This window comes from Kribbella sp. NBC_00662, assembly GCF_041430295.1.
GTDB lineage: Bacteria > Actinomycetota > Actinomycetes > Propionibacteriales > Kribbellaceae > Kribbella.
In genome coordinates this window covers 7,481,508-7,502,275 of the sequence record NZ_CP109029.1, presented here as the reverse complement: position 1 = coordinate 7,502,275, position 20,768 = coordinate 7,481,508, and the positions used below count along the sequence as shown (strand labels likewise).

The 20,768-nt window shown below is 68.0% G+C and carries 21 protein-coding genes; 13 read left to right on the top strand and 8 right to left on the bottom strand.

The features are described from left to right. The first annotated feature begins 31 nt into the window (after positions 1–31). Genes OHA10_RS36945 through OHA10_RS36935 form a run of 3 tightly spaced genes read left to right on the top strand, consistent with a single transcriptional unit; the run spans position 32 to position 1,954 of the window. Positions 32–376, top strand: a complete 345-nt coding sequence (locus tag OHA10_RS36945) for a hypothetical protein (protein ID WP_371403441.1) — start codon at positions 32–34, stop codon at positions 374–376. After that, positions 373–1,059 (top strand): hypothetical protein, encoded by a 687-nt coding sequence (locus tag OHA10_RS36940; RefSeq protein WP_371403440.1) that lies wholly within the window; start codon positions 373–375, stop codon positions 1,057–1,059. Before OHA10_RS36945 ends, OHA10_RS36940 begins: the two co-directional genes overlap by 4 nt. 58 nt (positions 1,060–1,117) lie before the next feature. After that, positions 1,118–1,954, top strand: coding sequence for a methyltransferase domain-containing protein (locus tag OHA10_RS36935; protein WP_371403439.1), 837 nt, complete (start codon positions 1,118–1,120; stop codon positions 1,952–1,954). Here OHA10_RS36935 and OHA10_RS36930 read toward each other — a convergent pair. After that, complete coding sequence (locus tag OHA10_RS36930) at positions 1,935–2,768, bottom strand: alpha/beta hydrolase family protein (protein WP_371403438.1); 834 nt, start codon at positions 2,766–2,768, stop codon at positions 1,935–1,937. The two genes, OHA10_RS36935 and OHA10_RS36930, sit on opposite strands and share 20 nt — an antisense overlap. A gap of 185 nt (positions 2,769–2,953) precedes the next feature. Continuing rightward, a complete protein-coding gene (locus OHA10_RS36925) occupies positions 2,954–3,871 on the bottom strand; it encodes a DMT family transporter (RefSeq protein ID WP_371403437.1) in 918 nt (305 codons plus the stop codon). A 78-nt stretch (positions 3,872–3,949) separates the two neighbouring features. On the opposite strand from OHA10_RS36925, the gene OHA10_RS36920 reads away from it, so the two are divergent. From OHA10_RS36920 to OHA10_RS36900, 5 genes are read left to right on the top strand one after another with little or no spacing between them, the layout of a single operon-like run. Beyond that, on the top strand, positions 3,950–4,864 hold the full coding sequence (locus OHA10_RS36920; RefSeq protein ID WP_371403436.1) for a LysR family transcriptional regulator: 915 nt from the start codon (positions 3,950–3,952) through the stop codon (positions 4,862–4,864). Between the two features lie 60 nt (positions 4,865–4,924). Then, complete coding sequence (locus OHA10_RS36915; protein WP_371403435.1) at positions 4,925–6,943, top strand: alpha-amylase family protein; 2,019 nt, start codon at positions 4,925–4,927, stop codon at positions 6,941–6,943. Continuing rightward, positions 6,940–7,788 carry a 2-hydroxy-3-oxopropionate reductase gene (locus OHA10_RS36910; RefSeq protein WP_371403434.1) on the top strand — a complete coding sequence of 283 codons (849 nt, stop codon included), beginning with the start codon at positions 6,940–6,942 and terminating at the stop codon, positions 7,786–7,788. The genes OHA10_RS36915 and OHA10_RS36910 overlap by 4 nt, the downstream gene beginning before the upstream one ends. 12 nt (positions 7,789–7,800) lie before the next feature. Then, the gene (locus tag OHA10_RS36905) at positions 7,801–8,715 is read left to right on the top strand and encodes a D-2-hydroxyacid dehydrogenase (RefSeq protein ID WP_371403433.1); all 915 of its coding nucleotides are present in this window, start codon (positions 7,801–7,803) and stop codon (positions 8,713–8,715) included. 9 nt (positions 8,716–8,724) lie between these two features. Beyond that, positions 8,725–9,387, top strand: a complete 663-nt coding sequence (locus OHA10_RS36900) for a GntR family transcriptional regulator (protein ID WP_371403432.1) — start codon at positions 8,725–8,727, stop codon at positions 9,385–9,387. Here OHA10_RS36900 and OHA10_RS36895 read toward each other — a convergent pair. Next, on the bottom strand, positions 9,372–9,923 hold the full coding sequence (locus OHA10_RS36895; RefSeq protein ID WP_371403431.1) for a dihydrofolate reductase family protein: 552 nt from the start codon (positions 9,921–9,923) through the stop codon (positions 9,372–9,374). The genes OHA10_RS36900 and OHA10_RS36895 overlap by 16 nt on opposite strands. 262 nt (positions 9,924–10,185) lie before the next feature. Here OHA10_RS36895 and OHA10_RS36890 point away from each other — a divergent pair, with 262 nt between their 5' ends. Beyond that, entirely contained in the window at positions 10,186–11,550 is a 1,365-nt protein-coding gene (locus tag OHA10_RS36890) for an FAD-binding oxidoreductase (RefSeq protein ID WP_371403430.1), read from the top strand. A gap of 55 nt (positions 11,551–11,605) precedes the next feature. Here OHA10_RS36890 and OHA10_RS36885 read toward each other — a convergent pair whose 3' ends face one another. The 4 genes from OHA10_RS36885 to OHA10_RS36870 all read right to left on the bottom strand — a co-directional run bounded on the left by OHA10_RS36885 (position 11,606) and on the right by OHA10_RS36870 (position 14,027). Then, complete coding sequence (locus OHA10_RS36885) at positions 11,606–12,148, bottom strand: hypothetical protein (protein WP_371403429.1); 543 nt, start codon at positions 12,146–12,148, stop codon at positions 11,606–11,608. Then, positions 12,145–12,717: a hypothetical protein gene (locus tag OHA10_RS36880; RefSeq protein ID WP_371403428.1), complete on the bottom strand. Its 573-nt coding sequence runs from the start codon at positions 12,715–12,717 to the stop codon at positions 12,145–12,147. The genes OHA10_RS36885 and OHA10_RS36880 overlap by 4 nt, the downstream gene beginning before the upstream one ends. Positions 12,718–12,910: 193 nt before the next feature. Then, positions 12,911–13,450, bottom strand: a complete 540-nt coding sequence (locus OHA10_RS36875; RefSeq protein ID WP_371403427.1) for a dihydrofolate reductase family protein — start codon at positions 13,448–13,450, stop codon at positions 12,911–12,913. A 13-nt stretch (positions 13,451–13,463) separates the two neighbouring features. Beyond that, entirely contained in the window at positions 13,464–14,027 is a 564-nt protein-coding gene (locus OHA10_RS36870; RefSeq protein ID WP_371403426.1) for an NADPH-dependent FMN reductase, read from the bottom strand. 116 nt (positions 14,028–14,143) lie between these two features. On the opposite strand from OHA10_RS36870, the gene OHA10_RS36865 reads away from it, so the two are divergent. Next, complete coding sequence (locus OHA10_RS36865) at positions 14,144–17,167, top strand: BTAD domain-containing putative transcriptional regulator (protein WP_371403425.1); 3,024 nt, start codon at positions 14,144–14,146, stop codon at positions 17,165–17,167. A gap of 76 nt (positions 17,168–17,243) precedes the next feature. Continuing rightward, positions 17,244–18,842 (top strand): LLM class flavin-dependent oxidoreductase, encoded by a 1,599-nt coding sequence (locus OHA10_RS36860; protein ID WP_371403424.1) that lies wholly within the window; start codon positions 17,244–17,246, stop codon positions 18,840–18,842. On the opposite strand, the gene OHA10_RS36855 is transcribed toward OHA10_RS36860, so the two are convergent. After that, positions 18,843–19,469 carry a DUF6308 family protein gene (locus OHA10_RS36855; RefSeq protein ID WP_371403423.1) on the bottom strand — a complete coding sequence of 209 codons (627 nt, stop codon included), beginning with the start codon at positions 19,467–19,469 and terminating at the stop codon, positions 18,843–18,845. 211 nt (positions 19,470–19,680) lie between these two features. Here OHA10_RS36855 and OHA10_RS36850 point away from each other — a divergent pair, with 211 nt between their 5' ends. After that, positions 19,681–19,983, top strand: a complete 303-nt coding sequence (locus tag OHA10_RS36850; protein WP_371403422.1) for a DUF4291 family protein — start codon at positions 19,681–19,683, stop codon at positions 19,981–19,983. A 189-nt stretch (positions 19,984–20,172) separates the two neighbouring features. Then, positions 20,173–20,742, top strand: coding sequence for a LysE family transporter (locus tag OHA10_RS36845; RefSeq protein ID WP_371403421.1), 570 nt, complete (start codon positions 20,173–20,175; stop codon positions 20,740–20,742). Positions 20,743–20,768 lie beyond the last annotated feature (26 nt).

The following is a 20,768-nucleotide window of genomic DNA, read 5'->3' as shown; positions in this document are numbered from 1 at the left end:
GGTCGGAAACACCTGATGAGGGGGTAATGAGATGAACAAGTTCGGGTTGGTTCTGCTCGGACTGCTGGGCGTGGCGGATCTGGCCACGCCGCTGATGACCGACGGGGAGCACCCGCCGATGAGTATCGCGATCGGTTCAGCCGTGATCGGGCTGCTCAGCCTGGTGCTGGTCGGGCTCGCGTGGCGCGGCAAGCGGTGGGCACTCGCTCCGCTGATCACCCTGCGGATCGCGTCCGCTCTGCTGGCGGTGCCGGCGTTCTTCGCCTCCGACGTACCCGCTGCCGCGGTCGTCGCGGCCGGTGTCGGGGTCGGGGCAACGATCGTCGGTGTGGTTGCGGTGCTGCTGCCGCGGCGTGAGCTGGTAGGTGCGCGATGACGCAGACAATCACGCCCACGACGCACTCAGACATCCGCCCGCTGTGGCGATGGTCAGCTGCACTGATCCTGCCGATCGGTCCGGCCGCCGTGGCTCTGCTCCGCTACTTCCTGCCCTACAACACGACCGACGACGTTCCGACCATCGTGAACAAGATCGTCGGCAACCTCGATCGCAGTTCGTTCGTGCTGTGGCTCGGCTACATCGCGTTCCTGACGCTGGTGCCCGGTGTGTACTTCGTCGGCCGGCTGACGCGTCGCAGTACGCCGTGGCTGACCGCGGTCGCGGTCGTCCTGATGGTCGCGGGATACCTGTCCCTGCCGTGGACGGCGTCGAGTGACGTGTTCACCTGGTCGGCGGGTACGGCCGGACTCGACCCGGCGTCGATCGCGAAGGCCGCCGACGTCACGCACGGCTCGATGAACCTGGCCGGCTTCGTGTTCGTGATCGGGCACGTCCTCGGCACGATCCTGCTCGGCATCGCGATGTGGCGCTCCCACGTCGGTCCGCGCTGGGCCGCGGTCGCGGTGATGATCTCGCAGCCGATCCACTTCGTGGCCGCGGTCATCGTCAGCAGTCACACGCTCGACCTGATCGGCTGGGGCCTCGAAGCCGCCGGATTCGCCGCGGTGGGGTGGGCGATCATCCGGATGCACGACAACGAGTGGCAACCGCTTCCATGAGACCTGCCCGGCACTACGCTCGGGCGTACTGATCGGGTATTGACAGGGGGAGATCAGCATGACCGATACCGAAGTGCCGGGCGGGACAGGTTTCGTCACCGAGCGCGGCAGTTTCAAGGCCGCTCACGTCGCCGAGCAGAACATCGAGCGGCAAGCGTTCATCCTGGACCAGATGGCGGCCCGCCCCGCCGTACGCACGCTGAAGTCGTGGGCACTCGACCAGCTCGCGCCAAAGGCCGGCGAGACCGCGGTCGACGTCGGCTCGGGCACCGGCGAGGACGTCGTCGCACTCCACGAGTCAGGCGCCAGAGCGATCGGTGTCGAGCCGAGCCCGGGTCTGCGAGCCGAGGCCGTACGACGGGCCGCCGGCGCCGGCGTCGAGTACGTCGACGGTCACGCCGAGGCGCTGCCCTTCGACGATGAGTCGGTCGACGTACTGCGCTCCGAGCGCGTCCTGCAGCACGTCGACGATCCTGTCGCGGTCGTGAAGGAGATGGCGCGCGTACTGCGTCCCGTCGGCCGGATCGCGCTCATCGACACCGACTGGGGTACGGCGATCATCCATCCGGCTGATCCCGACGTACTGAGGCGGATGGTCGACTACTTCCACCACCAGACCGCGAACCCGTACTCCGGCCGGCAACTGCGCGGCCTGCTCGCCGACGCGGGACTCGAGATCACCGGCGAGACGGCCGCGACGTGGCTCGAGCCGCAGGAAGGCGCCCGGCAAGGCTTCGTCGGCATGATGCACCTGGCCTCGCTGCAAGCCGGCGTGATCACGGCCGAAGAAGCCGAAGCATTCGCGCGAACCCTCGGCGAGGCGGCCGATCGCGGCGCCTTCCACATGTCGCTGACGATGTACGCCGTCAGCGCGATCAAACCCCGTGCTGTTTGAGGAACGCGACCGTCCTCGCCATCGAGGTCGGCCAGGCCGGGCCGAACGCGTGCTCCTCACCGGGATAGGTGTAGAGCGTCGCGTTCTTCCCGGCCGCCTTCAGCGCGGCCAGACTCTCGCGTGACCAGCCGATCGGGCAGGTCGAGTCGGACTCGCCGTGATGGATCAGCACCGGTTCGGTCACCCGGTCGACGAAGTTCACCGCGGACAGGTTCCGCCAGAACGCCGGGTTGCGCGCCGGTTCGCCGTACCGGCGCAGGAGTTGGGTGGCGAGCGGGCGATCCGACCGCGTCCAGCGGTCGAAGTTGTCGGCGGCGTCCGAGCTGACCGGCGCGAACACGACCGCGGCTTTCACCAGTCCCGGTTGGGCGACGAGCGTGTTGTAGGTGACACCGCCGCCCATCGATCGGCCGAGCATGCCGACGCGGGCGGGATCGACGTACTGCGAGGTCTTCAGCGCGAGGACCGCGTTGATGGCGTCCTCGGTGTAGCCGAGGCGGAGGGTGAGCTCGGCGTTCGGGTCCTTCGAGGACTCCGCGTGGTTGCGGTAGTCGGTGTGGAGTACGACGTATCCACGGCGTGCGAGGTAGTCCTGCTCGCGCATGAGCCCGCGGCCGTTCGTGTAGACGGCGGGATCTATGTAGCCGTGGTTGAGGACCAGTGCCGGATGCCGTCCGGGGGTCGAGGGGACGTTCATGATGCCGGAGATCGTCAATGAACCGCTGCGGTAGGTGACGTGGTAGCGGGTGTAGGCCGAGTTGCGGGCGAGGACCCGTTGCAGCTTCAAGGCCCCGCCGTTGTACTTCTTCGACATCAATGCCTGCAAAGAAACGGGGTTTGGCCGAGGCGTGGGTGACGGCGGGGGAGTTGAGACGGATGACGTGGTGGGCGTCGGGGAGGTCGCGGTCGAAGGCGGCGCAGGGGGTACCGCGTCGTCGGTCGTGCAGGCGATCGCGGCCGTCGTCACGATCGCGACGACTCCCGCCCACGCCATCCGGCTCATACCGTCAAGTCTGCCGTCGCCTCTGGAGAAGTCCGCGAAAGTTCCGGCAACGATTGCCTGCTCGGCTGTGTCTGCCACTGCACGATCAGTACGGCGGACAGCACCAGCGCGCCGCCGACCCACTGCGTCGCGCTGAGCTTCTCGCCGAACACCAAAGCCGCCGCGGTCACCGTGACGACCGGCTCGAAGATCGACAGGATCGACGCGATCGACGGTCCGACCCGCGCCATTCCGGCGAAGAACAGCAGGATCGCGGCGACCGTACTGATCAGCGCCACCGCCGCCAGCCACAGCCAGCCGACCGGCGCGAAGCCGAGATCGATGCCCCGGAAGAACCCCAGGACGAGAAAGGTGCCGAAGGCCCCGGTGCACACCAGCGCGGTCAACGCCAGCGGTGGTACGTCGGCGGTCAGCGAATCGCCCACGAGGATGTACCCGGTGTAAACGACTGGCGCCCCCAATGCCAGCAGCACGCCCACCCCGTCGAAGCGACCACTGAGCGCGCCGCTCAGCACCAAACCGATCCCGATCAACGCGATCGCCAACGCCGACACCCGCCGGCGCGACGCCCGCTCCCGCCGCAGCGCGATCGCCGCGACCATCACCAGGATCGGGTACAGGTACAGGATCAACGCGACCAGCGAGGCGTCCATCCGGGCGAGCGCGGAGAAGTACAGCGCGGACTGCGCCGCGTAGCCGAACACCCCCATGCCCAATCCGGTCAGCACAGCGCGCGGCGGCAGGTTGCGCAGTGAACCGCGCGCGAGTGCAACGAACAGGAGCAGTCCGCCGGCGAGGCCGAAACGGACAAGCAACAGTGCGTCGACCGACACGCCCGCGTCGTACGCGAGCTTGCCGAACACGGCCATGACTCCGAAGGCGGCGGCGGAAAGAAGGCAGAAGAGGCGTCCCACGACATCGATGGTCGGACCAGTAGACCGTTCACGTCTATCGCGGCTTCACGGACAGCATTGTGAAGCTAAGCTGAACGAATGATGGATCTGCATCGGCTACGGCTGCTCCGCGAGGTCCACGGTCGCGGCACCGTTCACGGCGCGGCCCGAGCGCTCGGGTACTCACCCAGCGCGATCTCTCAACAGTTGGCCGTCCTCGAGCGCGAGGCCGGTACGCCGTTGCTCGAGCGGGTCGGCCGCAACGTCAGGCTCACGGCTGCCGGACAGGTCCTGGTCCGGCACGCGACCACGCTGCTCGACGGCGTCGAGGCCGCCGAAGCGGAGCTGGCTGCGGTGGCCGCGGGTCGAGTCGCCGGGGTGGTCCGGATCGGGGCGTTCCAGTCGGCCTTCATCCGCGTCGTCGCGCCGGCCATCCGCAGCCTCGCCGCCGCACATCCCGACATCCGCGTCGAAGCAGCCGAGCTCGAGGTCGAGCAGGCCGCGCCCGCGCTTCGCCTGCAGCAGTTGGACGTGATGGTCGGCGACGAGTACGACGGCCAACCGCGCGCCGTACACACGGATCTCCTGCGCGAACACCTGCTCCGCGAACACATCCGCGTCGTACTCCCGGAAGACCATCCGTCGGCCGCGACCGATCGGGTCCCGATCGCTGACCTTGCCGATCTGCCGTGGGCGGCCTGCCAGCCAGGCACCGGGCACCGCGAGATGCACGTCCGTGTGTGCCGCGAGCTCGGCGGGTTCGAACCCGATCTCCGCTACAGCTCCGACGACTTCCTGATCCTGCTCGAACTCGTCCGTACGACGGGGGCCGGGGCACTGCTCCCGGATCTGGTGATCGGCCAGGGTGCGCCCGGCGTCGCCGTACGACTGCCCGCTGAAGGAGCTGTAGGACGGACGGTCTTCCTGCTCACCCGTCGCACCAGAACGCCCGCGGTAGCAGCGGTTGCGGATGCGCTGACCGAGGCTGCTGGTCGAGCCATGCCAGACGCGTGAGAGCGTGAGATTGAGAGCCGCTCTTGCCAGTCGTGCATTCTTGTCTGACAATTCTGTCCTATGGATGACTGGGCTCGGACCGCGACGCGCTGGGCCCAGATCACTCTGGCCGAGGACGATCCCGCGCACTTCGACGCGGACTTCTGGCTGCGCCTGATGCGCGACAGCAGGTCCAATGCGACCTGCATCAGCGCCGGTGGGTACATCGCCTACTACCCGACGCAGCTCGAGCACCACTACCGCAGCAAGTACCTCGCCGGCACCGATCCGTTCGGCACGCTCGTCGAAGGCGCGCGCAGTCTCGGCATGAGCGTGATGGCGCGGGTCGACCCACACGCGGTCCACGCCGACGCGGCCGACGCGCACCCCGAATGGCTGGCCCGGGACCGGGGCGGCAACCCGATCGAGCACTGGGCCTACCCGGGTGTCTGGCTGACGTGCGCGTTCACGCCGTACCACCGGGAGTTCATCACCGAGGTGATCCGCGAGATCGTCCGCGAGTACGACGTGGACGCGGTCTTCGCGAACCGGTGGGAGGGGTACTCCGGCATCTCCTACAGCGAGGCCGCCCGGAAGTCGTTCCGCGACGAGTGCGGTCTCGAATTGCCGCTCGGAGAGCATGGCGACGGCTGGCCGGAGTACGTCGGTTGGCGGCATCGGCGACTGGGTGAACTCGTCGGGATCTGGGACCAGGCGGTCCGGGAGCTCCGGCCGCACGCGCGCTTCGTGCCGAACCTCGGCGCGCTCGCGGCGCGCGACCTGGCGCGTGATCTGGCCGAGCCGGTCTCGCCGCTGTTCATCGTCGACAAACAAGGACGGCACGGGATCGAGGCGCCGTGGGTGGCCGGCCGCGCCGGCAAGCGGAATCGTGGGGTGTACCCGGATCGGCCGGTGCAGCTGATCACGTCGGTCGGGCCTGAGCACAAGTACCGCTGGAAGGACTCGGTCGCGCCCGTCGAGGAGACGAAGACCTGGATCGTCGACGGATTCGTCCAGGGTGCGCTGCCGTGGTTCACGAAGTTCAATGCGACCATCCAGGACCCGCGCTGGGTGCAGCCGGTTGTCGAGGCCTTCAACCTGCACGCGACAGTCGAACCGGTCCTGCGTGACCTGCACATCACCGCCGAGGTCGCGCTGCTCGACGCCGGCAACAACGATCACGAGGACGGCTTCTACCAGGCGCTGGTCGAGGCGCGGATCCCGTTCGAGTTCGTCTCCGACAAGGTCATGACGCTGGAACGCCTACGTGCGTTCAAGGTCGTCGTACTCGCGAACGCCGAGCGGTTGAGCGACGCGCAGTGCGCGATGCTGCGCTCGTACGTCGACTGCGGCGGATCGCTCGTCGCGGCGTACCAGAGCTCGCTGTACGACGAGAACGGGACCAAGCGGACCGACTTCGGGCTGGCGGACGTGCTGAGGGTCCGGCTGGCGGAGCCGAGTCGGCGCGTGCAGAACAACTACATCGCGTTGATGGACCCGCATCCGTTGAACGCCGGGTTCGACGGTGCGACGCGGATCATTGGCGGCGCCCACATCATCGGCGTGGCCTCGGATGCGGCGGCGCCGTTCAGATTCATCCCGGACTTTCCGGATCTGCCGATGGAGGAGGTCTATCAGCGCGAGCCTCCGGACAAGCCCGCGGTCGTCTGCACGGAGAACGCTGCCGGCGGTCGGACGGTGTACTTCCCGTTCGACATCGGCGCGATCTTCTGGGAGGCGCTGCAGTCGGACCACGGCAGGCTGATCGCGAACGCGGTCTCGTGGGCGCTCGGGAAGACCGCGGACGTGACCGTCGAAGGCCAGGGCTTGGTGGATGTCGCTGTCCACAAAGGTGACTCCGGGGCGGCCGTTGCCCTGGTCAACCTGACGAATCCGATGGCGATGCGCGGACCGATCCGGGAGACCTTGCCGCTACCGCCGCAGTCCGTGTCGATCGCCGTACCCACGGATCGGGTGAAGGTACGGCTGCTGGTGGCCGGGACAGACGTCGAGCCGAACGTGGTCGACGGGCGGGTCGAGGTCGTGATTCCGGCCGCGGGACTGCTCGAAATCGTGCACGTCGATTGGAGTGAGGTATGAAGATCGGGTTCATCGGCCTGGGCGTGATGGGCCGTCCGATGGTCGACAATTTGATTGCCGCGGGCCACGAGCTCTCGGTGTACCGCGGCCGGACCGAGGTCGACGCGCACGTGTGCGGTTCGGCGAAGGAGGTGGCCGAGCGATCCGAGGTAGTGATCCTGATGGTGCCGGACACCCCCGACGTCGAGTCGGTCCTGTTCGCGCCGGCCGGTGTCGCCGAGGGGCTGCAGGCGGGTTCGCTGGTGATCGACATGAGTTCGATCTCGCCGACCGCGACGATCGGGTTCGCCCAGCTGATCGAGAAGCTCGGGTGCGAGTACCTCGACGCGCCGGTGTCGGGCGGCGAGGTCGGCGCGCGGGAAGGGACGCTGACGATCATGGTCGGCGGGCGGCCCGAGGTGTTCGAGCGGGCCCGGCCGATCTTCGACGTACTCGGGAAGAACATCACGCTGATCGGCGGCCCCGGTGCGGGGCAGACCGCGAAGGTCGCCAACCAGATCATCGTCGGCTTGACCATCGAAGCGGTCGCCGAAGGGTTACTGTTCGCGGAGCGGGCGGGCGCGGATCCGGCCGTCGTACGGCAGGCGCTGATGGGCGGGTTCGCGAGTTCGCGGATCCTCGAGGTGCACGGGGAGCGGATGATCGCGGAGACCTTCGAGCCCGGCTTCCGGATCCGCCTGCACCGTAAGGATCTCGGGCTCGCGATCCAGGCCGCGGCGGAGCTCGATCTCGCGCTGCCGAACACCGCGGCCACGCAGCAGTTGATGAGCGCGGCGATCGCGGACGGCGACGGCGAACTGGACCACTCGGCGCTCTATCGGACATTGCGCCGGGACAAGATCTGAGGAGGCGGGCTGATGATTGTTGTCGTTGGCAAAGAATCACCGGCGTACGTCGAAGCGGCCGGCGGCGCCCGGGTGCGGTTCGTCGACTCGCTCGACGATGCGGCGGACGTCCTCGGCGAGGTGGAGGCGATCGTCGGGCACGTGTCGCCGGACGTGCTGGCGAAGGCGCCGAAGCTGCGTTGGGTGCACAGCCCGTCGGCCGGTGTGGACTCCGATCTCACGCCGGAGATGCGGTCGTCGCCGGTCGTCCTGACCTCGAGCGCCGGGAACGGCGGGATCCCGCTGGCCGAGCATTCGATGCTGCTGATGCTCATGCTGAGCCGCGACGTACCGCGATGGATGCGCGCGCAGGCCGAGCACAAGTGGGACCACTACCGGCACGCTGAACTCGCCGGGCGGACGGTCGGCATCTACGGCCTCGGCAACTCGGGTATCGACCTTGCACAGAAAGCGAAGGCATTCCACATGCGGACGCTCGGCGTACGGCGTCGGCCGGACCAGCCGTCGCCGTACGTCGACGAGCTGTGCGATCTCGATCAGCTGCTGGCGGAATCCGACTTCGTGGTCGTGACGGTACCGCGGACACCGACGACGGCCGGGGTCTTCGACCGGAACGCGTTCGCGCGGATGAAGTCGTCCGCGTACTTCATCTGCATCTCGCGCGGCGGGATCGCGGACGACGATGCGTTGCTGGAGGCCTTGCAGTCGGGGCAGATCGCCGGTGCGGGTCTGGATGCGCACGGCGTCGAGCCGCTGCCGCCGGAGAGCCCGTTCTGGTCGCTCCCGAACGTCATCGTCACGCCGCACAACGGCGCGACCAGTGACGGCAATCTGCGCCGCTCGCGAGAGATCGTCGCCGAAAACATCCGCAGGTTTGTCACCGGCGAGCCGTTGCACAACGTCGTGGACAAGGTTGCGGGTTACTAAAGTGGTCTGATGGTTCATCTGGAGCTCGGGCCGTCTTCGCTGACCGACGCACTCTACGAGTCGATCCGCAAGCGGATCGTGAACGGCGAGATCCCGCAAGGGGAGAAGCTCACCGAGATCCGGCTGGCCACGGAGTACAACGTGGCCCGGCCGACCGCCAAGGCAGCGCTCGAGCGACTGACCGCGCTCGGGCTGCTGCGGCGTACGGCGCACAAGACCGCGGTCGTCCCGGTGCTCGACGAGGCCGAGATCCGGGACCTGTTCTTCAGCCGGCTCACGATCGAGAAGGCGGCGGTGTCGGCGCTCGCGGCGACCGCTGAGGTGCCGGCCGACGCGGCGCGGGCCCAGGTCGCGATCGAGTACGCCGCCCGCGACCGCCTGTTCGAGAACCAGGTGGAGGCGGACATCGCGTTCCACACGGCGCTCGTGGCGGCCGTCGGCAGCCGTCGGCTGACCCGCATGCACGAGCTGATCATCGGCGAGGTGCAGCTCACGATGGGCCAGTACAAGGCCCACCGGAAGGTCGATCCGTCGACGGTCGCCTCCGAGCACGCCGCCGTACTCGAAGCCATCGCGGCGGGCGATTCGACCGCTGCCGCCGACCACATGGCGCACCATCTCGAGCAGGCCGAAGGACGCCTGCTCAGCACTTTGCCTCAGCCGACATCGTGACGGAGCAGCACGGTCCGGTCGTCGAAGGAGCGCGTGTCCGCCAGGCGCAGAGTGCGGCGATCGGTCGGCTGGTGGACGGGCTTGCCGCCGCCGAGGACCACCGGGTGCACGATCACGTGGTACTCGTCGAGCAGCCCTAGCTCCGTCAGCGCGGCCGCCACGCTCGCGCTGCCGGTGAGCAGGATGTCCTTGCCCGGCTCCTCCTTGATCGCCCTGATCTCTTCCGGTGCGCGAACGATCCGGGTGTCCCACTCGGCGCTCTCCAGCGTCGTCGAGAGCACGACCTTCGGCGTACTGCGCCAGACCGGTGCGAACTGGATCGCGTGCTCGTCCGGGTTCATCGACTCGGCGTTCGGCCAGTACGACGACATCATGTTCCAGACCGTCCGGCCGTAGAGGAACAGGTCGGCGCGTTCGGTCAGGCTCATCGAGTAGTCGCCGAGCTCCGGACCGAGCTGGGCCCAGTCGAACTCGCCGTTCGGCCCCTCGATGAAGCCGTCGAGCGACTGGTGCACGTAGTACATGATCTTCCGCATGATGTCCTCCGGGTAATGGGTTACCTCCTGGTCGGAGCAGGCTGCCCGGCTTTGACACGGGATTGACGAAAGCGGCCCGGCTTGGGAAGGTCGTGGGTGAACGGGCGGGGTCTGGGGGAGGGCCGGGGTGCCCGTCGGGGGTTCTGTCGCTCTCTGGGGAGAGGTATTCGCGCGGCGCTCGACGGCGACGACCGGTCTGCGCGGTGTGCGTGTGTGGTGCACGCGCGCCGATCTGCGACAGGCGACAGTTCGGGGAGCGGACATGAATGCGATAGAAGGCCTGCGGGAGCGCACCAGGGGACAGGTGTTCACCGTAGGCGACGAGGGGTACGACGCGGCGCGCCGCGTCAACAACTGGATGCACGACAAGCGGCCGCAGGTGATCGTCCGGTGTGAGAACGCCGGCGACGTGATGACGGCCATCGACTACGCCCGTACTCAGGAGCTCGAGCTCTCGGTGCGCGGCGGCGGGCACAGCGTGCCGGGGTTCGGCACGGTCGACGACGGTCTGGTCATCGATCTCAGCGGGATGCGCAACGTGCGGGTCGATCCGGTGAACCGGACCGCGCGGGCCGGCGGCGGCGCGACGTGGGGCGACTTCAACGCGGCGACGCACGCCTTCGGGCTGGCGACGACCGGCGGCATCATCTCGACCACCGGCGTCGGCGGACTGACGCTCGGCGGCGGGATCGGGTACCTGGCCCGCGGGCTCGGGCTGTCCTGCGACAACCTGATCTCGGCCGACGTGGTGACCGCGGACGGGAAGTTCCTGATCGCGAGCGAGAAGGAGAACGACGATCTGTTCTGGGCGCTGCGGGGCGGTGGCGGCAACTTCGGTGTCGTGACCGCGCTGGAGTTCCGGTTGGCGCCGGTGTCGACGATCTACGGCGGCCCGATGTTCTTCGAGCTGTCCGACGCGGCCGCCGTCCTCACCGGGTTCCGGGAGCTGATCAAGGACGCGCCCGAGCAGCTGGGCGGGTTCCCGGCGTTCCAGATCGCGCCGCCGTTGCCGTTCATTCCGGAGAACCGGCACGGCGAGCCGTTCGCCGCGATCGTCGGCTGCTGGGCCGGTGACCTCGACGAGGGCGAGTCGCAGATCTCGAAGTTCCGCGAGTTCGCGCCGGTGATGGCCGAGCACGTCGGACCGATGCCGTACCCGGCACTGAACAGCGCGTTCGACGCGCTGGTGCCGCCCGGCCTGCAGCACTACTGGAAGGCGAACTTCGTCACCGAGCTGACCGACGAGGCGATCCAGGCGCACCTGCGGCACGCGCCCGGGCTTCCGGCGGTCAACTCGACCGTGCACATCTACCCGATCAACGGCGCCTGCCACCGGGTCACACCGGACGGGACCGCGTTCGCCTACCGCGACGCGAACTTCGCCACGGTGATCGCCGGCATGTGGCCGGACCCGGCGCAGAACGAGGCCGGGATCGAATGGGTGCGGTCGTACTACGACGACGTCGCACCGCACTCCGAGGCCGGCGGGTACATCAACTTCATGGCCGAGGACGACCAGGGCCGGATCCGGGAGAACTACCGGCAGAACTACGACCGGCTGGTCGAGGTCAAGCGCAAGTACGATCCGGCCAACGTGTTCCACCTCAACCAGAACATCGTGCCTTAGGCAACCAACTTGGGGTGCGGCCGGAGGTTGGCCGCACCCCAAGTGGTTGTCAGCGTCAGAGGGTGAGGAGACGCTGGAAGAAGGCGCGGTAGCGCTGGAGTGCCGAGCGCAGGTCCTCGGTCGACGGCTCGCCGCCGGACCACTGTTGCTCGAGACCCTGGTGCTGGCGCTCGAAGCTGTCCGACAGGTTCTTCAGCACGTCGTCGACCAGCGTGTCGGCCTCGGTGACGGCCTTGCGCGGGTCGTCCACGAATCCTTGCTGGATGACCTCCCAACGCGCCCGGTAGTCCACGACCGATTCCTCGGCCACCAACGGCTCGTCGGCCGACGGCACGGCCGTCATACTGTTGTCCGCACGATCCGCCACTCGGTCGTCCGCCGCACGGTCGTCCGCCAGGCGGTCGTCGGCCAGGCGGTCGTCGGCCAGGCGGTCGTCGGCCAGGCGGTCGTCAGCGAGGTCGCGGTCGTTGGCCAGGCGGTCGTCTGCCATGCGGTTGTCGGTCAGGCCGTTGTCGTCAAGCCGGCGGTCGTCGAGGGCCGGGTTGTTGGCGGCGGAGTCGAGGTCGGTGTCGTAGCGGCGGTCGTCTGGCGTGGTCATGCTTGCTCCTCAGCAGTCGTCGGGCGGGTGTGGCGATCAGTGCTGTCGTGCAGCAATGCGTCGACCAGCTGGCCGTAGGCAGTGACTGCCTGGCGAAGGTCCTCTGTACCGGCCTCACCACGGGAATCGGCGACGGCGACGCGGTGCGCGTCGCGGTAGTGCGCCGCGACCTCCGGGTGCTCGACCGAGATGTCGCTGACCCGTTGGTCGAACTCGTCGACCGGGTAGCCGGACTCGCGCATCATCCGCAGGACAAGCCGATCGGCGTCCGCGACCGCGCCGGCAGGGCGGTCGACGAAGCTCTGCCGTACCTCGGCCCACTCCGCCTCGTAGGCGGCCGCGGATCCCGGACTCAACGGCGAGATGTCGAGCTTCGACACGCGCCGTTCCCGGTTGCGCAGTTCACGCTCCGCGCCGCGCCGGTCACCCGACTCCTCGAGCGTGCGCTCGTACTCCGGGCCGAACCGCTGTTGCAGTTCACCCGAACGTCTGCGCTGATACATGAACAACAGCGCCACCGCCGCGAGTACCACGACGACGATGATCACGATGGTCAGGACGGTACCCATCAGAACTCCAGTGCGATTGGCTGAACGGGCCTGCGATCGCCCATGACGCAGCGATCGCGAAGACCCCCGGGCAGACGGTCCCCAGCGCCGCCTCACGTTCCCCCGTGGCCCGTCCGGTACCCACGCCAATCGCAAAACAAGCGTCCGGCCCGCACACCCGTTGCGAGGTGTGCGGGCCGGAGGGAACGCCGGGTCAGGCCTTGGGGCCGAGCTTGTGGACGACGATGCCGGACTTGAACGTCGTCGTACCGAGCAGCTCGAGGTGGGTGAGGTCGACGTTGTCGCCGCGGAACATGTTCGCGCCGTCGGCCACCACCGGGAAGATCCAGAAGTGGTACTCGTCGACGAGCTTGTTCTCCAGCAGCGTCTTCGAGAACGACCCGGTGCCGTACTTGATCAGGTCGCCGCCGTCCTCCTCCTTGAGCTTGCGGACGGCCTCGGCCGCATCGCCCTCGAGCGGCTGCGCGTTCCACTTCCACTCGGTCAGCGTGCGGGTGGCGACGTACTTCGGCATCGCGTTGAAGTGGTCCGTGAACGGGTCGCCGCCACGCTGCATCCAGGCGTCCGCGAAGCCCTCGTACGTGACGCGGCCGAGCACCTGGGCGTCGACGCCCTCCATCAGGCCTTGCGAGTACGCCGCGTGCTCGTCGTCCCAGTACGGCGGGCTCCAGCGCTGCGGCTCCTCGATGACGCCGTTCAGCGTGATGAACGTGGTTTCGATCAGCTTCCTCATGGGTCTGTCCCTTTCAGTGTTTGTACGGACGCTTGGTGCGGGCGTCCCGGAGTGCTTCGGCCCACCAGACGAGCTGGTCGAGCATGAGTTTGGTTTGTGCCTCGTAGCCGGCGGAAGGCTTGGGCCAGCCGCCGTCGGCGGTGAACTGCTCCCAGTAGCAGGGCAGTGCGACGGTGTTGCGAATCGCGACGGCCTGGAGCTCGGTGAAGACCTGCCGCAGCTGGGCAGTGGCATAACAGCCGCCGCTCTCCCGGCCGTAGCTGATGATCGCGACGGGCTTGGCGTGCCATTCCGCGTAGTACCAGTCCAAAGCGGTCTTCAGTGACGCCGGGAAGCTGGAGTTGATCTCCGGAGTGACGACGGCGAACGCATCCGCCGCAGCCAGCCTCGGAGCCAGTACGGCGACCTGTGCCGGCGTCTCGTCATCGGTGTCCGGCAGGGTGGTCGGGAGGTCCGCGGCCGTGAGGTCGACGAGGTCGATCTCGAACTGCTTGGCGGCCTGCTGCGCCAGCCAGTGCGCCACGGTCGGTCCGAACCGGCCACGCCGGGTGCTGCCGATGATCACTGCCAGTCGCATTTCCCGTCCTCCTCCCCGCTGGCCTCCCTCTGCCTTCCCACTGGTGAAGACTCTGCCGGAAGGCGTTTACGGTTTCTTTCCGGTTCTTCCTGTCCGGGCCGGAATAGGGTGCCTTCATGCGTTTCGGGGTGCTCGGACCGGTGACGGCCTGGACAGACGCGGGGGAGCCCGTGGTCATCCAGGGCTTGAAGGTGCGTGCACTGCTGGCTGACCTGCTTGTCCACGAGGGCCGTCCGGTGCCTGCGGACCGGCTCATCGACGACCTGTGGGGCTCGAACGTGCCCGGAAACCCGGCCGGGACGCTGTCCGCCAAGGTTTCCCAGCTCCGTAGGGCCTTCGAGGACGCGGAGCCAGGCAGCCGCTCGCTGGTGCGGTCCGGCCCGGCCGGCTACTCGTTGTCCGTCTCCGGAGCCAACTACGACGCACTGCGATTCAGCGAGCTGGTGGCCGCGGGCTCGCTCGACGAGGCTCTGGCGTTGTGGCGCGGTCCGGCGTACGCCGACTTCGCGGACAACGCCTTTGTCGAGACGGCCGTGGCTCGGCTCACGGATCTTCGGCTGACTGTGCTCGAAAAGGCAGACTTGCCGGTCGTCGATCTCGCGGCCCTCGTCAAGGAGCATCCGCTCCGTGAAGGCTTGCGAGCCGCGCACATGAAGGCTCTCTATCGTGCTGGTCGTCAGAGCGAGGCGCTGGACAGCTATGCACAGCTGCGCGACCTGCTGCTCGATGAGCTCGGTCTGGATCCCAGTCCCGAGCTGGTGGCCCTGCAGCAGTCGATCCTCGCCCAGGACCTTCCCCATGCTCGCAACAACCTCCCAGCCGCGCTGAGCGACCTGATCGGTCGCGAAGACGCTCTGACCGAGGTTGATGCCTGTCTGGCGAGCTCGCGGCTGATCACCCTCACAGGACCCGGGGGAGTGGGTAAAACGCGGCTGGCTCTCGCCGCAGCGGCTGCGACGGCAGAGCGGTTCGCTGACGGCGTTGTGCTGGTGGAGTTGGCTGCGATCACACCTGATGCCTTGTCGGTTGCCAACTCGCTCACTGACGCCGTGCAGGCCGCACTGGACCTCCGCGACACCGGTGGCTCGTCCGCAGTCGACAGACTGGCCGCAGTGATGGGCTCACGGCTGCTGGTCCTGGACAACTGCGAGCAGATCATCGATGACGTTGCTGCGTTGACGGACCGGTTGTTGGCCGCTGCTCCGGGGCTGCGCGTGCTGGCAACGAGCCGTGAGCCGCTCGGGCTGGCCGGTGAGGTCGTGTGGAGCGTTCCGCCGCTGGAGGTGCCACTGCCTTCGCTTGCTCCTGGTGAGGCCAGCGAGTGCAGCGCGGTGCAACTGTTCGCGACTCGCGCAGCTGCAGCAGCACGCGGCTTTGCGCTGACCGACGAGACCGTCGCTGATGTTGCAGTGTTGTGCCGGCGGCTGGATGGCATCCCGCTGGCGTTGGAGCTCGCCGCGACGCGGGTGCGGGCGCTGGGGGTCCGTGGACTCGTTGCGCGGCTGGATGACCGGTTCCGGTTGCTGGCAACGGGTCATCGGGGCGCTGCGCCGCGACAGCAGACGCTGCACGCGATGATCGACTGGAGTTGGGAGCTGCTGGCGCCGGACGAGCAGTCCGTGCTGCGGCGCCTCGCAGTACACGCAGATGGCTGTACTGCGGAGGCAGCGGCGGCTGTGTGCGGCGAGGACGACGTACTGGATGTCCTGGTGCGCTTGGTCGACCGGTCGCTCGTCGTACCGGTGGAGGGGACTCGCTTCCGGTTGCTCGAGTCTGTGGCGGCGTACTGCGTCGACAAGCTGCGCGCGGCCGGTGAGCTCGAGTCCTCTCACCAGCGGCATCTGTCGTACTACGTGTCGCTTGCCGAGGCGGCGCGGCCTGGACTGTTCGGTGGTGAGCAGAGTCGTTGGCTGCAGCTGCTGGACGATGACTCCGCGAACTTCCGGACCGCCCTGGATCGTGCTGTCGCTACTGGGCAGCTTGAGTTGGCTGAGCGGCTGGTGGACGCGCTGGCTTGGTACTGGTTCCTGCGTGGGCGTCATCTCGAGGCCATGCGGTCGCTGGAGGCTGTGCCGGGCTCTGCGCGGGCCGGGGCGTGGCGGGCCGGGTACATGTACCTGCTGGGTCACCCTGACGCTCCGGCGGAGCGGGATCGCTGGGTGGATGGTGCGGACGCGATGGGGCTCTGGTGGATCGCCAACGCTGCCAGTGACGCCGGAGACCTGCCGACATGCGAGGCGATGCTGGACCGGGCGCTGAAGCGGTTCGAGGCCGACGAGGACCAGTGGGGTGTGGCGGCTGTGCTCGCCGCGCGGGCCAAGCACGCGCATGTGCGGGCGGATCTGCCGGCTCTCTATGACAGCGCGTGCGAGAGCATCACGATCTTCCGTGCGCTGGGGGACCGGTGGGGTGTGTTGCAGGCAACGGGCTGGTTCGGTGCGCATGCCGAACTCGTTGGTGAGTTCGACGAGGCGCAGCGGCTTCACCTCGAAGGTGTGCAGGCTGCGGAGGAGCTAGGGCTCTGGCCAGAGGTCGCCAGTGCGTTGGGAATGCTCGGCTGGACGTCGATCCGGCAGGCACGCTACGAGTCGGCGCGGACGTACGGCGAGCGTGCGCTGCGGCTGGCTACTGAGCAAGGACAGCGCTCGACGCAGGCCCTGGCAGAGCTCGTGCTCGGCTTCGCGGCACGTCGTACCGGTGCTCTCGACGAGGCATCGGAGCGGTTGCAGGCGTTGATCGATGCCGCGCGGCTGCAGAAGGAGTCCGTGCTCTATCTGTCGATCGTGTTGGAGGAGCTCGGATTCGTCAGGGAGCTCCAGGGGCGTCCGGAGGAAGCGCTGGCGCTGCATACGGAAGCGTTTCAGGTGTCGGTGGACTTCGACTCGCTGCGCGGGATGTGCTGGGCGCTGGAGGGCATTGCGGCCTGCCACCCGGACAAGACCCTGGCGGCTGTGTTGCTGGGCTCTGCGGCCGCCACCCGGGCGTCGGAGAACTACCTGATGGCCGCGACCGAGACCGAGGACCGCGATCGGGCGGTCGCGGCGGCTGCCGTCCTGGGCGCGGCGGCGTACGAGGCGGCGTACGCGCGCGGCGCCGCGCTGAGTCCGGCCCAGGCCTTCGAGCTGCTCGTCCGCCAGTAGATGTTCTGTGGTTGAGATTATTTGTCTGCCGAAGTAGTTTTGCTTCCGAGCCAACTTCGACAGGTGAAGGTGAACCATGGACTACGGCCACGAGCTGGTCTTCGGCACGTTCCTGACCCCCGCGGTCGACACCCCGGACCGCGTGATCGCGCTGGCGCAGCTGACCGAGCAGGTCGGTCTCGATCTGGTCAGCTTCCAGGACCATCCGTACCAGCCGCGCCTGATGGACGCCTGGACGCTGCTGTCGGTCGTCGCCGCCCAGACCCAGCGGGTGAAGGTGACCACGAACGTCGCCAACCTCCCGCTGCGCCACCCGGTCGTCCTCGCCCGGAGTGTGGCGACGCTCGACCTGATCACTGGTGGGCGGGTGGAGCTCGGTCTTGGCGCGGGTGGGTTCCTGGACGCGGTCGCGGCGAACGGCGGGCCGCGGCTGACGACCGGGCAGAGCATCACCGCGCTGGAGGAGGCCATCGCGATCATCTGCGAGGTCTGGACTCCTGCCGGGGGAGGCATCCGCCTGGCCGGGAAGCACTACACGGTCGCGGGCGCGAAGCGTGGTCCGGAGCCGGCGCACGACGTGTCGATCTGGCTGGGCGCGTACAAGCCGCGGATGCTCGCGGTCACCGGTCGGCTCGCGGACGGGTGGCTGCCGAGCAGCGCGTACGCCGGGCCGGACCAGCTGGCCGCTATGAACAAGCTGATCGACGAGGCGGCGCTCGAGGCCGGGCGCGATCCGTCGGAGGTGCGGCGGTTGTACAACATCTCCGGCCGGTTCAACGGGAACGGCGGGTTCCTGCAGGGCCCGGAGGAGCTTTGGATCGACCAGCTGACCGAGCTGACGCTGGAGGAGGGTATGAGCACCTACATCCTCGCCTCCGACAACCCCGACGACATCCGCCGCTTCGCCGAGGTGGCGGAAGGTGTCCGCGAGGCGGTGGAGGCCGCACGTCAGCTGCCCTCCGAGACCGCCGGCCCGGCCAACGCCGCTGACGCGACCAGCACCGACAGGTCCACCACCGCCACCACCACCGCCACCACGGGTGGTGCGGGTGTCTCCGGGGCTGCTGTCAGGGCGGGTGGTTTCAGCGTCGTCCCGACACCGCCTCCGGCGGTGAAGCGGAGCGGCGTGCAGTTGTTGGATGAGTCGGCTCGGCCGACTGGGCCGGCGCTGGATCCGGCGCGCACCTACACGCCGTACCAGCTGCAGTCCGGGCAGCACCTGATCGACGTACACGACCATCTGCGGGCCGAGCTCGAGCAGGTGCGCGACCTGGTCGAACAGGTCGCCGCAGGCACACTCGGGGTCGGCGCGGCGCGTTCGGCGATCAACACGATGACCATGCGACAGAACAACTGGACCCTCGGCACGTACTGCGAGTCCTACTGCCGTCTCGTCACCACGCACCACTCGATCGAGGACGCCTCACTCTTCCCGCACCTGCGTCGGGCCGACCCGGAGCTCGTGCCGGTCGTGGACCGCCTGCAGGAGGAGCACATGGTCATCCACGACGTACTCGAAGGTGTCGACAAGGCTCTCGTCGCACTGGTTGACGGATCAGGCAGCATCGACGGACTGCGTGCCGCCGTCGACCTGCTCGACGACACGCTCCTGTCGCACCTGTCCTACGAGGAGCGCGAACTGGTCGAGCCGCTGGCGCGCCTCGGAGTCTTCTAACTACTTCGCTTCACCCAGCAGCGAGGCGAGGATGTCGAGCAGCCGCAGCGTCGGCACCTCGCCGAGCAGACGGGCCGCGCTGGTCGGCGGCTCCGCGATCAGGCGCACCTGCAGCAGCTTGAAATCGCGGACGTTGGCCGGGTTGACCAGGTCGTCGCGAACGGCCGACAGGAACTCGGATCCGGCCGAGGCGGTCCCGTACGTCATCCGGATGAAGCTGTCGGTCACGGGGTAGAGGTACGGCCGCTTGAGGTGCAGCAACTTGGACTTCTTCGCGTGCCCGAACCCGCGGTGGCCGGTGAACTTGTCGTCCAGCGCCATCGCCGCCTCGAACAGGTCACTGCCTCGCGCCGCGTCCTCGAGCCGCGCGTCGACCGGGATCGCGGCGAACTCCTTCTCCGCCTCGACCTCCAGCAGCCACGGGATGTCGAGCGCGCGCAGATCGCTGCCGATCACCATCGTCCGGCCGAGATCCTCCAACGTGACCCGGTTCGGGTCGGAGCCACCGACGGTGGTCAGCCCCGGCAGCCCGTCGTAGTACTGCAGCACGGCGCCGTTGGTCTCGGCGTACAGCCGCAGCTGCGCGATCGCCTCGTCGACGACGATCTTCCGGGTACCGATGTTCATGAGCCACACCCTCACACTTGTGGTGGCAGACCCGCCAGCGGGCGGACCATCATTCGAACGTTCCTCACACCTTGTTTCCGCAGATCGTAGCGACTCCACGGCCCCCTGCACGCCACTCCCACTTCCCGTTATCCACAACCTGTAACCATCCGGCCTCACAGTCGCCGATCCCTATAGACTCTCAGTAACAGTTCACCCACTGAGCGCAGGCATGCGACGATCGGCGCCACGGTCTTTCGGCAGATCCAGGCGCTGTACGACGACGAGACGATCGCGGTGTCCCGAGGTCCGGTCGATCCAGGTCGGCTTGTCCGGCGATGCAGTACGGCGATATGTCGGCGAGTGGATCACGAGCTTGGAAGACGTGACCGCAGAGATGCAACGAATACGTGACCTCGCCGTTGAGTCCCCGGAGGCGGCCGAGGCAGAACTGCCGCGTGAGCGGCCGTATCCGATCACCGACGAGCTCGCCGCGCAGATCGCCGCGACCGCGGGCGCACCCATCCAGACGTAATTCTGTTGAGGGCGGGCGCGCGGGTCTTCATGATGTGGGCATGACTACGACCTATCTCCTGTTGCTCGATGAACCTGCGGCCGTGGTGGCGCGGGTTCAGCAGCAGGGTGGGTCGGGATTGGGGTCGACACTCGGTCAGTTGTGATCGGGGTGGTGGTCGCGGGGCTGCTGGCTGGCTATGGGGTTGCAATGCCGGTCGGGCCTGTCGGGACCTATCTGGTGGCGTTGACGGCGCGGAGTTCGTTGCGGATCGGGGCGTTTGCGGCGCTCGGGGTCGCATCGGCGGATGGCGTGTACGCCGCGGTCGCAGCAGTTGCCGGTACGGCGTTGGCGCCGTTGCTGGTGCCGGTTGTCGGGCCGTTGCGGTGGGCGTCGGTCGTCGTGCTGATCGGGCTCGCGGTGATGGGTGCGGTCAAAGCGGTACGGCGGTATCGCGCGCAGCGGTTCGCGGTGATCGAGCAGGAGACGCCGGTCGGCGTACGGACGGCGTACTTCGGGATGCTCGGGATGACGTTGCTCAACCCGTGGACGGTGATCTACTTCGCCGCTCTCGTGCTGGGCGGGTCCGGTGTCGCCGGGTTCAGCGAGCGGATCGTGTTCGTGATCGCGGCGTTCGTCGCGTCGGCGAGTTGGCAGCTGTTGCTGGCCGGCGGCGGCGCGTTGCTCGGCCGCCTGCTGACCGGTCACCTCGGGAAGCTGATGACCGCGCTGGCGTCGACCGTGCTGATCGTCGTACTCGCGGTGAAGCTGGTGGCTTGAGGTGCTGATCCAGCGTGGCGAGGCGA

Bases quoted from the DNA above. Each gene is read 5' to 3' on its own strand.
- OHA10_RS36920 (WP_371403436.1), top strand. From the start codon at position 3,950: ATGATGGATCTGCATCGGCTACGGCTGCTCCGCGAGGTCCACGGTCGC.
- OHA10_RS36865 (WP_371403425.1), top strand. From the start codon at position 14,144: ATGCGTTTCGGGGTGCTCGGACCGGTGACGGCCTGGACAGACGCGGGG.
- OHA10_RS36885 (WP_371403429.1), bottom strand. From the start codon at position 12,148: ATGACCACGCCAGACGACCGCCGCTACGACACCGACCTCGACTCCGCC.
- OHA10_RS36945 (WP_371403441.1), top strand. From the start codon at position 32: ATGAACAAGTTCGGGTTGGTTCTGCTCGGACTGCTGGGCGTGGCGGAT.
- OHA10_RS36910 (WP_371403434.1), top strand. From the start codon at position 6,940: ATGAAGATCGGGTTCATCGGCCTGGGCGTGATGGGCCGTCCGATGGTC.
- OHA10_RS36855 (WP_371403423.1), bottom strand. From the start codon at position 19,469: ATGAACATCGGTACCCGGAAGATCGTCGTCGACGAGGCGATCGCGCAG.
- OHA10_RS36890 (WP_371403430.1), top strand. From the start codon at position 10,186: ATGAATGCGATAGAAGGCCTGCGGGAGCGCACCAGGGGACAGGTGTTC.
- OHA10_RS36850 (WP_371403422.1), top strand. From the start codon at position 19,681: ATGCGACGATCGGCGCCACGGTCTTTCGGCAGATCCAGGCGCTGTACG.
- OHA10_RS36845 (WP_371403421.1), top strand. From the start codon at position 20,173: ATGCCGGTCGGGCCTGTCGGGACCTATCTGGTGGCGTTGACGGCGCGG.
- OHA10_RS36870 (WP_371403426.1), bottom strand. From the start codon at position 14,027: ATGCGACTGGCAGTGATCATCGGCAGCACCCGGCGTGGCCGGTTCGGA.
- OHA10_RS36905 (WP_371403433.1), top strand. From the start codon at position 7,801: ATGATTGTTGTCGTTGGCAAAGAATCACCGGCGTACGTCGAAGCGGCC.
- OHA10_RS36915 (WP_371403435.1), top strand. From the start codon at position 4,925: ATGGATGACTGGGCTCGGACCGCGACGCGCTGGGCCCAGATCACTCTG.
- OHA10_RS36900 (WP_371403432.1), top strand. From the start codon at position 8,725: ATGGTTCATCTGGAGCTCGGGCCGTCTTCGCTGACCGACGCACTCTAC.
- OHA10_RS36875 (WP_371403427.1), bottom strand. From the start codon at position 13,450: ATGAGGAAGCTGATCGAAACCACGTTCATCACGCTGAACGGCGTCATC.
- OHA10_RS36880 (WP_371403428.1), bottom strand. From the start codon at position 12,717: ATGGGTACCGTCCTGACCATCGTGATCATCGTCGTCGTGGTACTCGCG.
- OHA10_RS36860 (WP_371403424.1), top strand. From the start codon at position 17,244: ATGGACTACGGCCACGAGCTGGTCTTCGGCACGTTCCTGACCCCCGCG.
- OHA10_RS36895 (WP_371403431.1), bottom strand. From the start codon at position 9,923: ATGCGGAAGATCATGTACTACGTGCACCAGTCGCTCGACGGCTTCATC.
- OHA10_RS36940 (WP_371403440.1), top strand. From the start codon at position 373: ATGACGCAGACAATCACGCCCACGACGCACTCAGACATCCGCCCGCTG.
- OHA10_RS36930 (WP_371403438.1), bottom strand. From the start codon at position 2,768: ATGTCGAAGAAGTACAACGGCGGGGCCTTGAAGCTGCAACGGGTCCTC.
- OHA10_RS36935 (WP_371403439.1), top strand. From the start codon at position 1,118: ATGACCGATACCGAAGTGCCGGGCGGGACAGGTTTCGTCACCGAGCGC.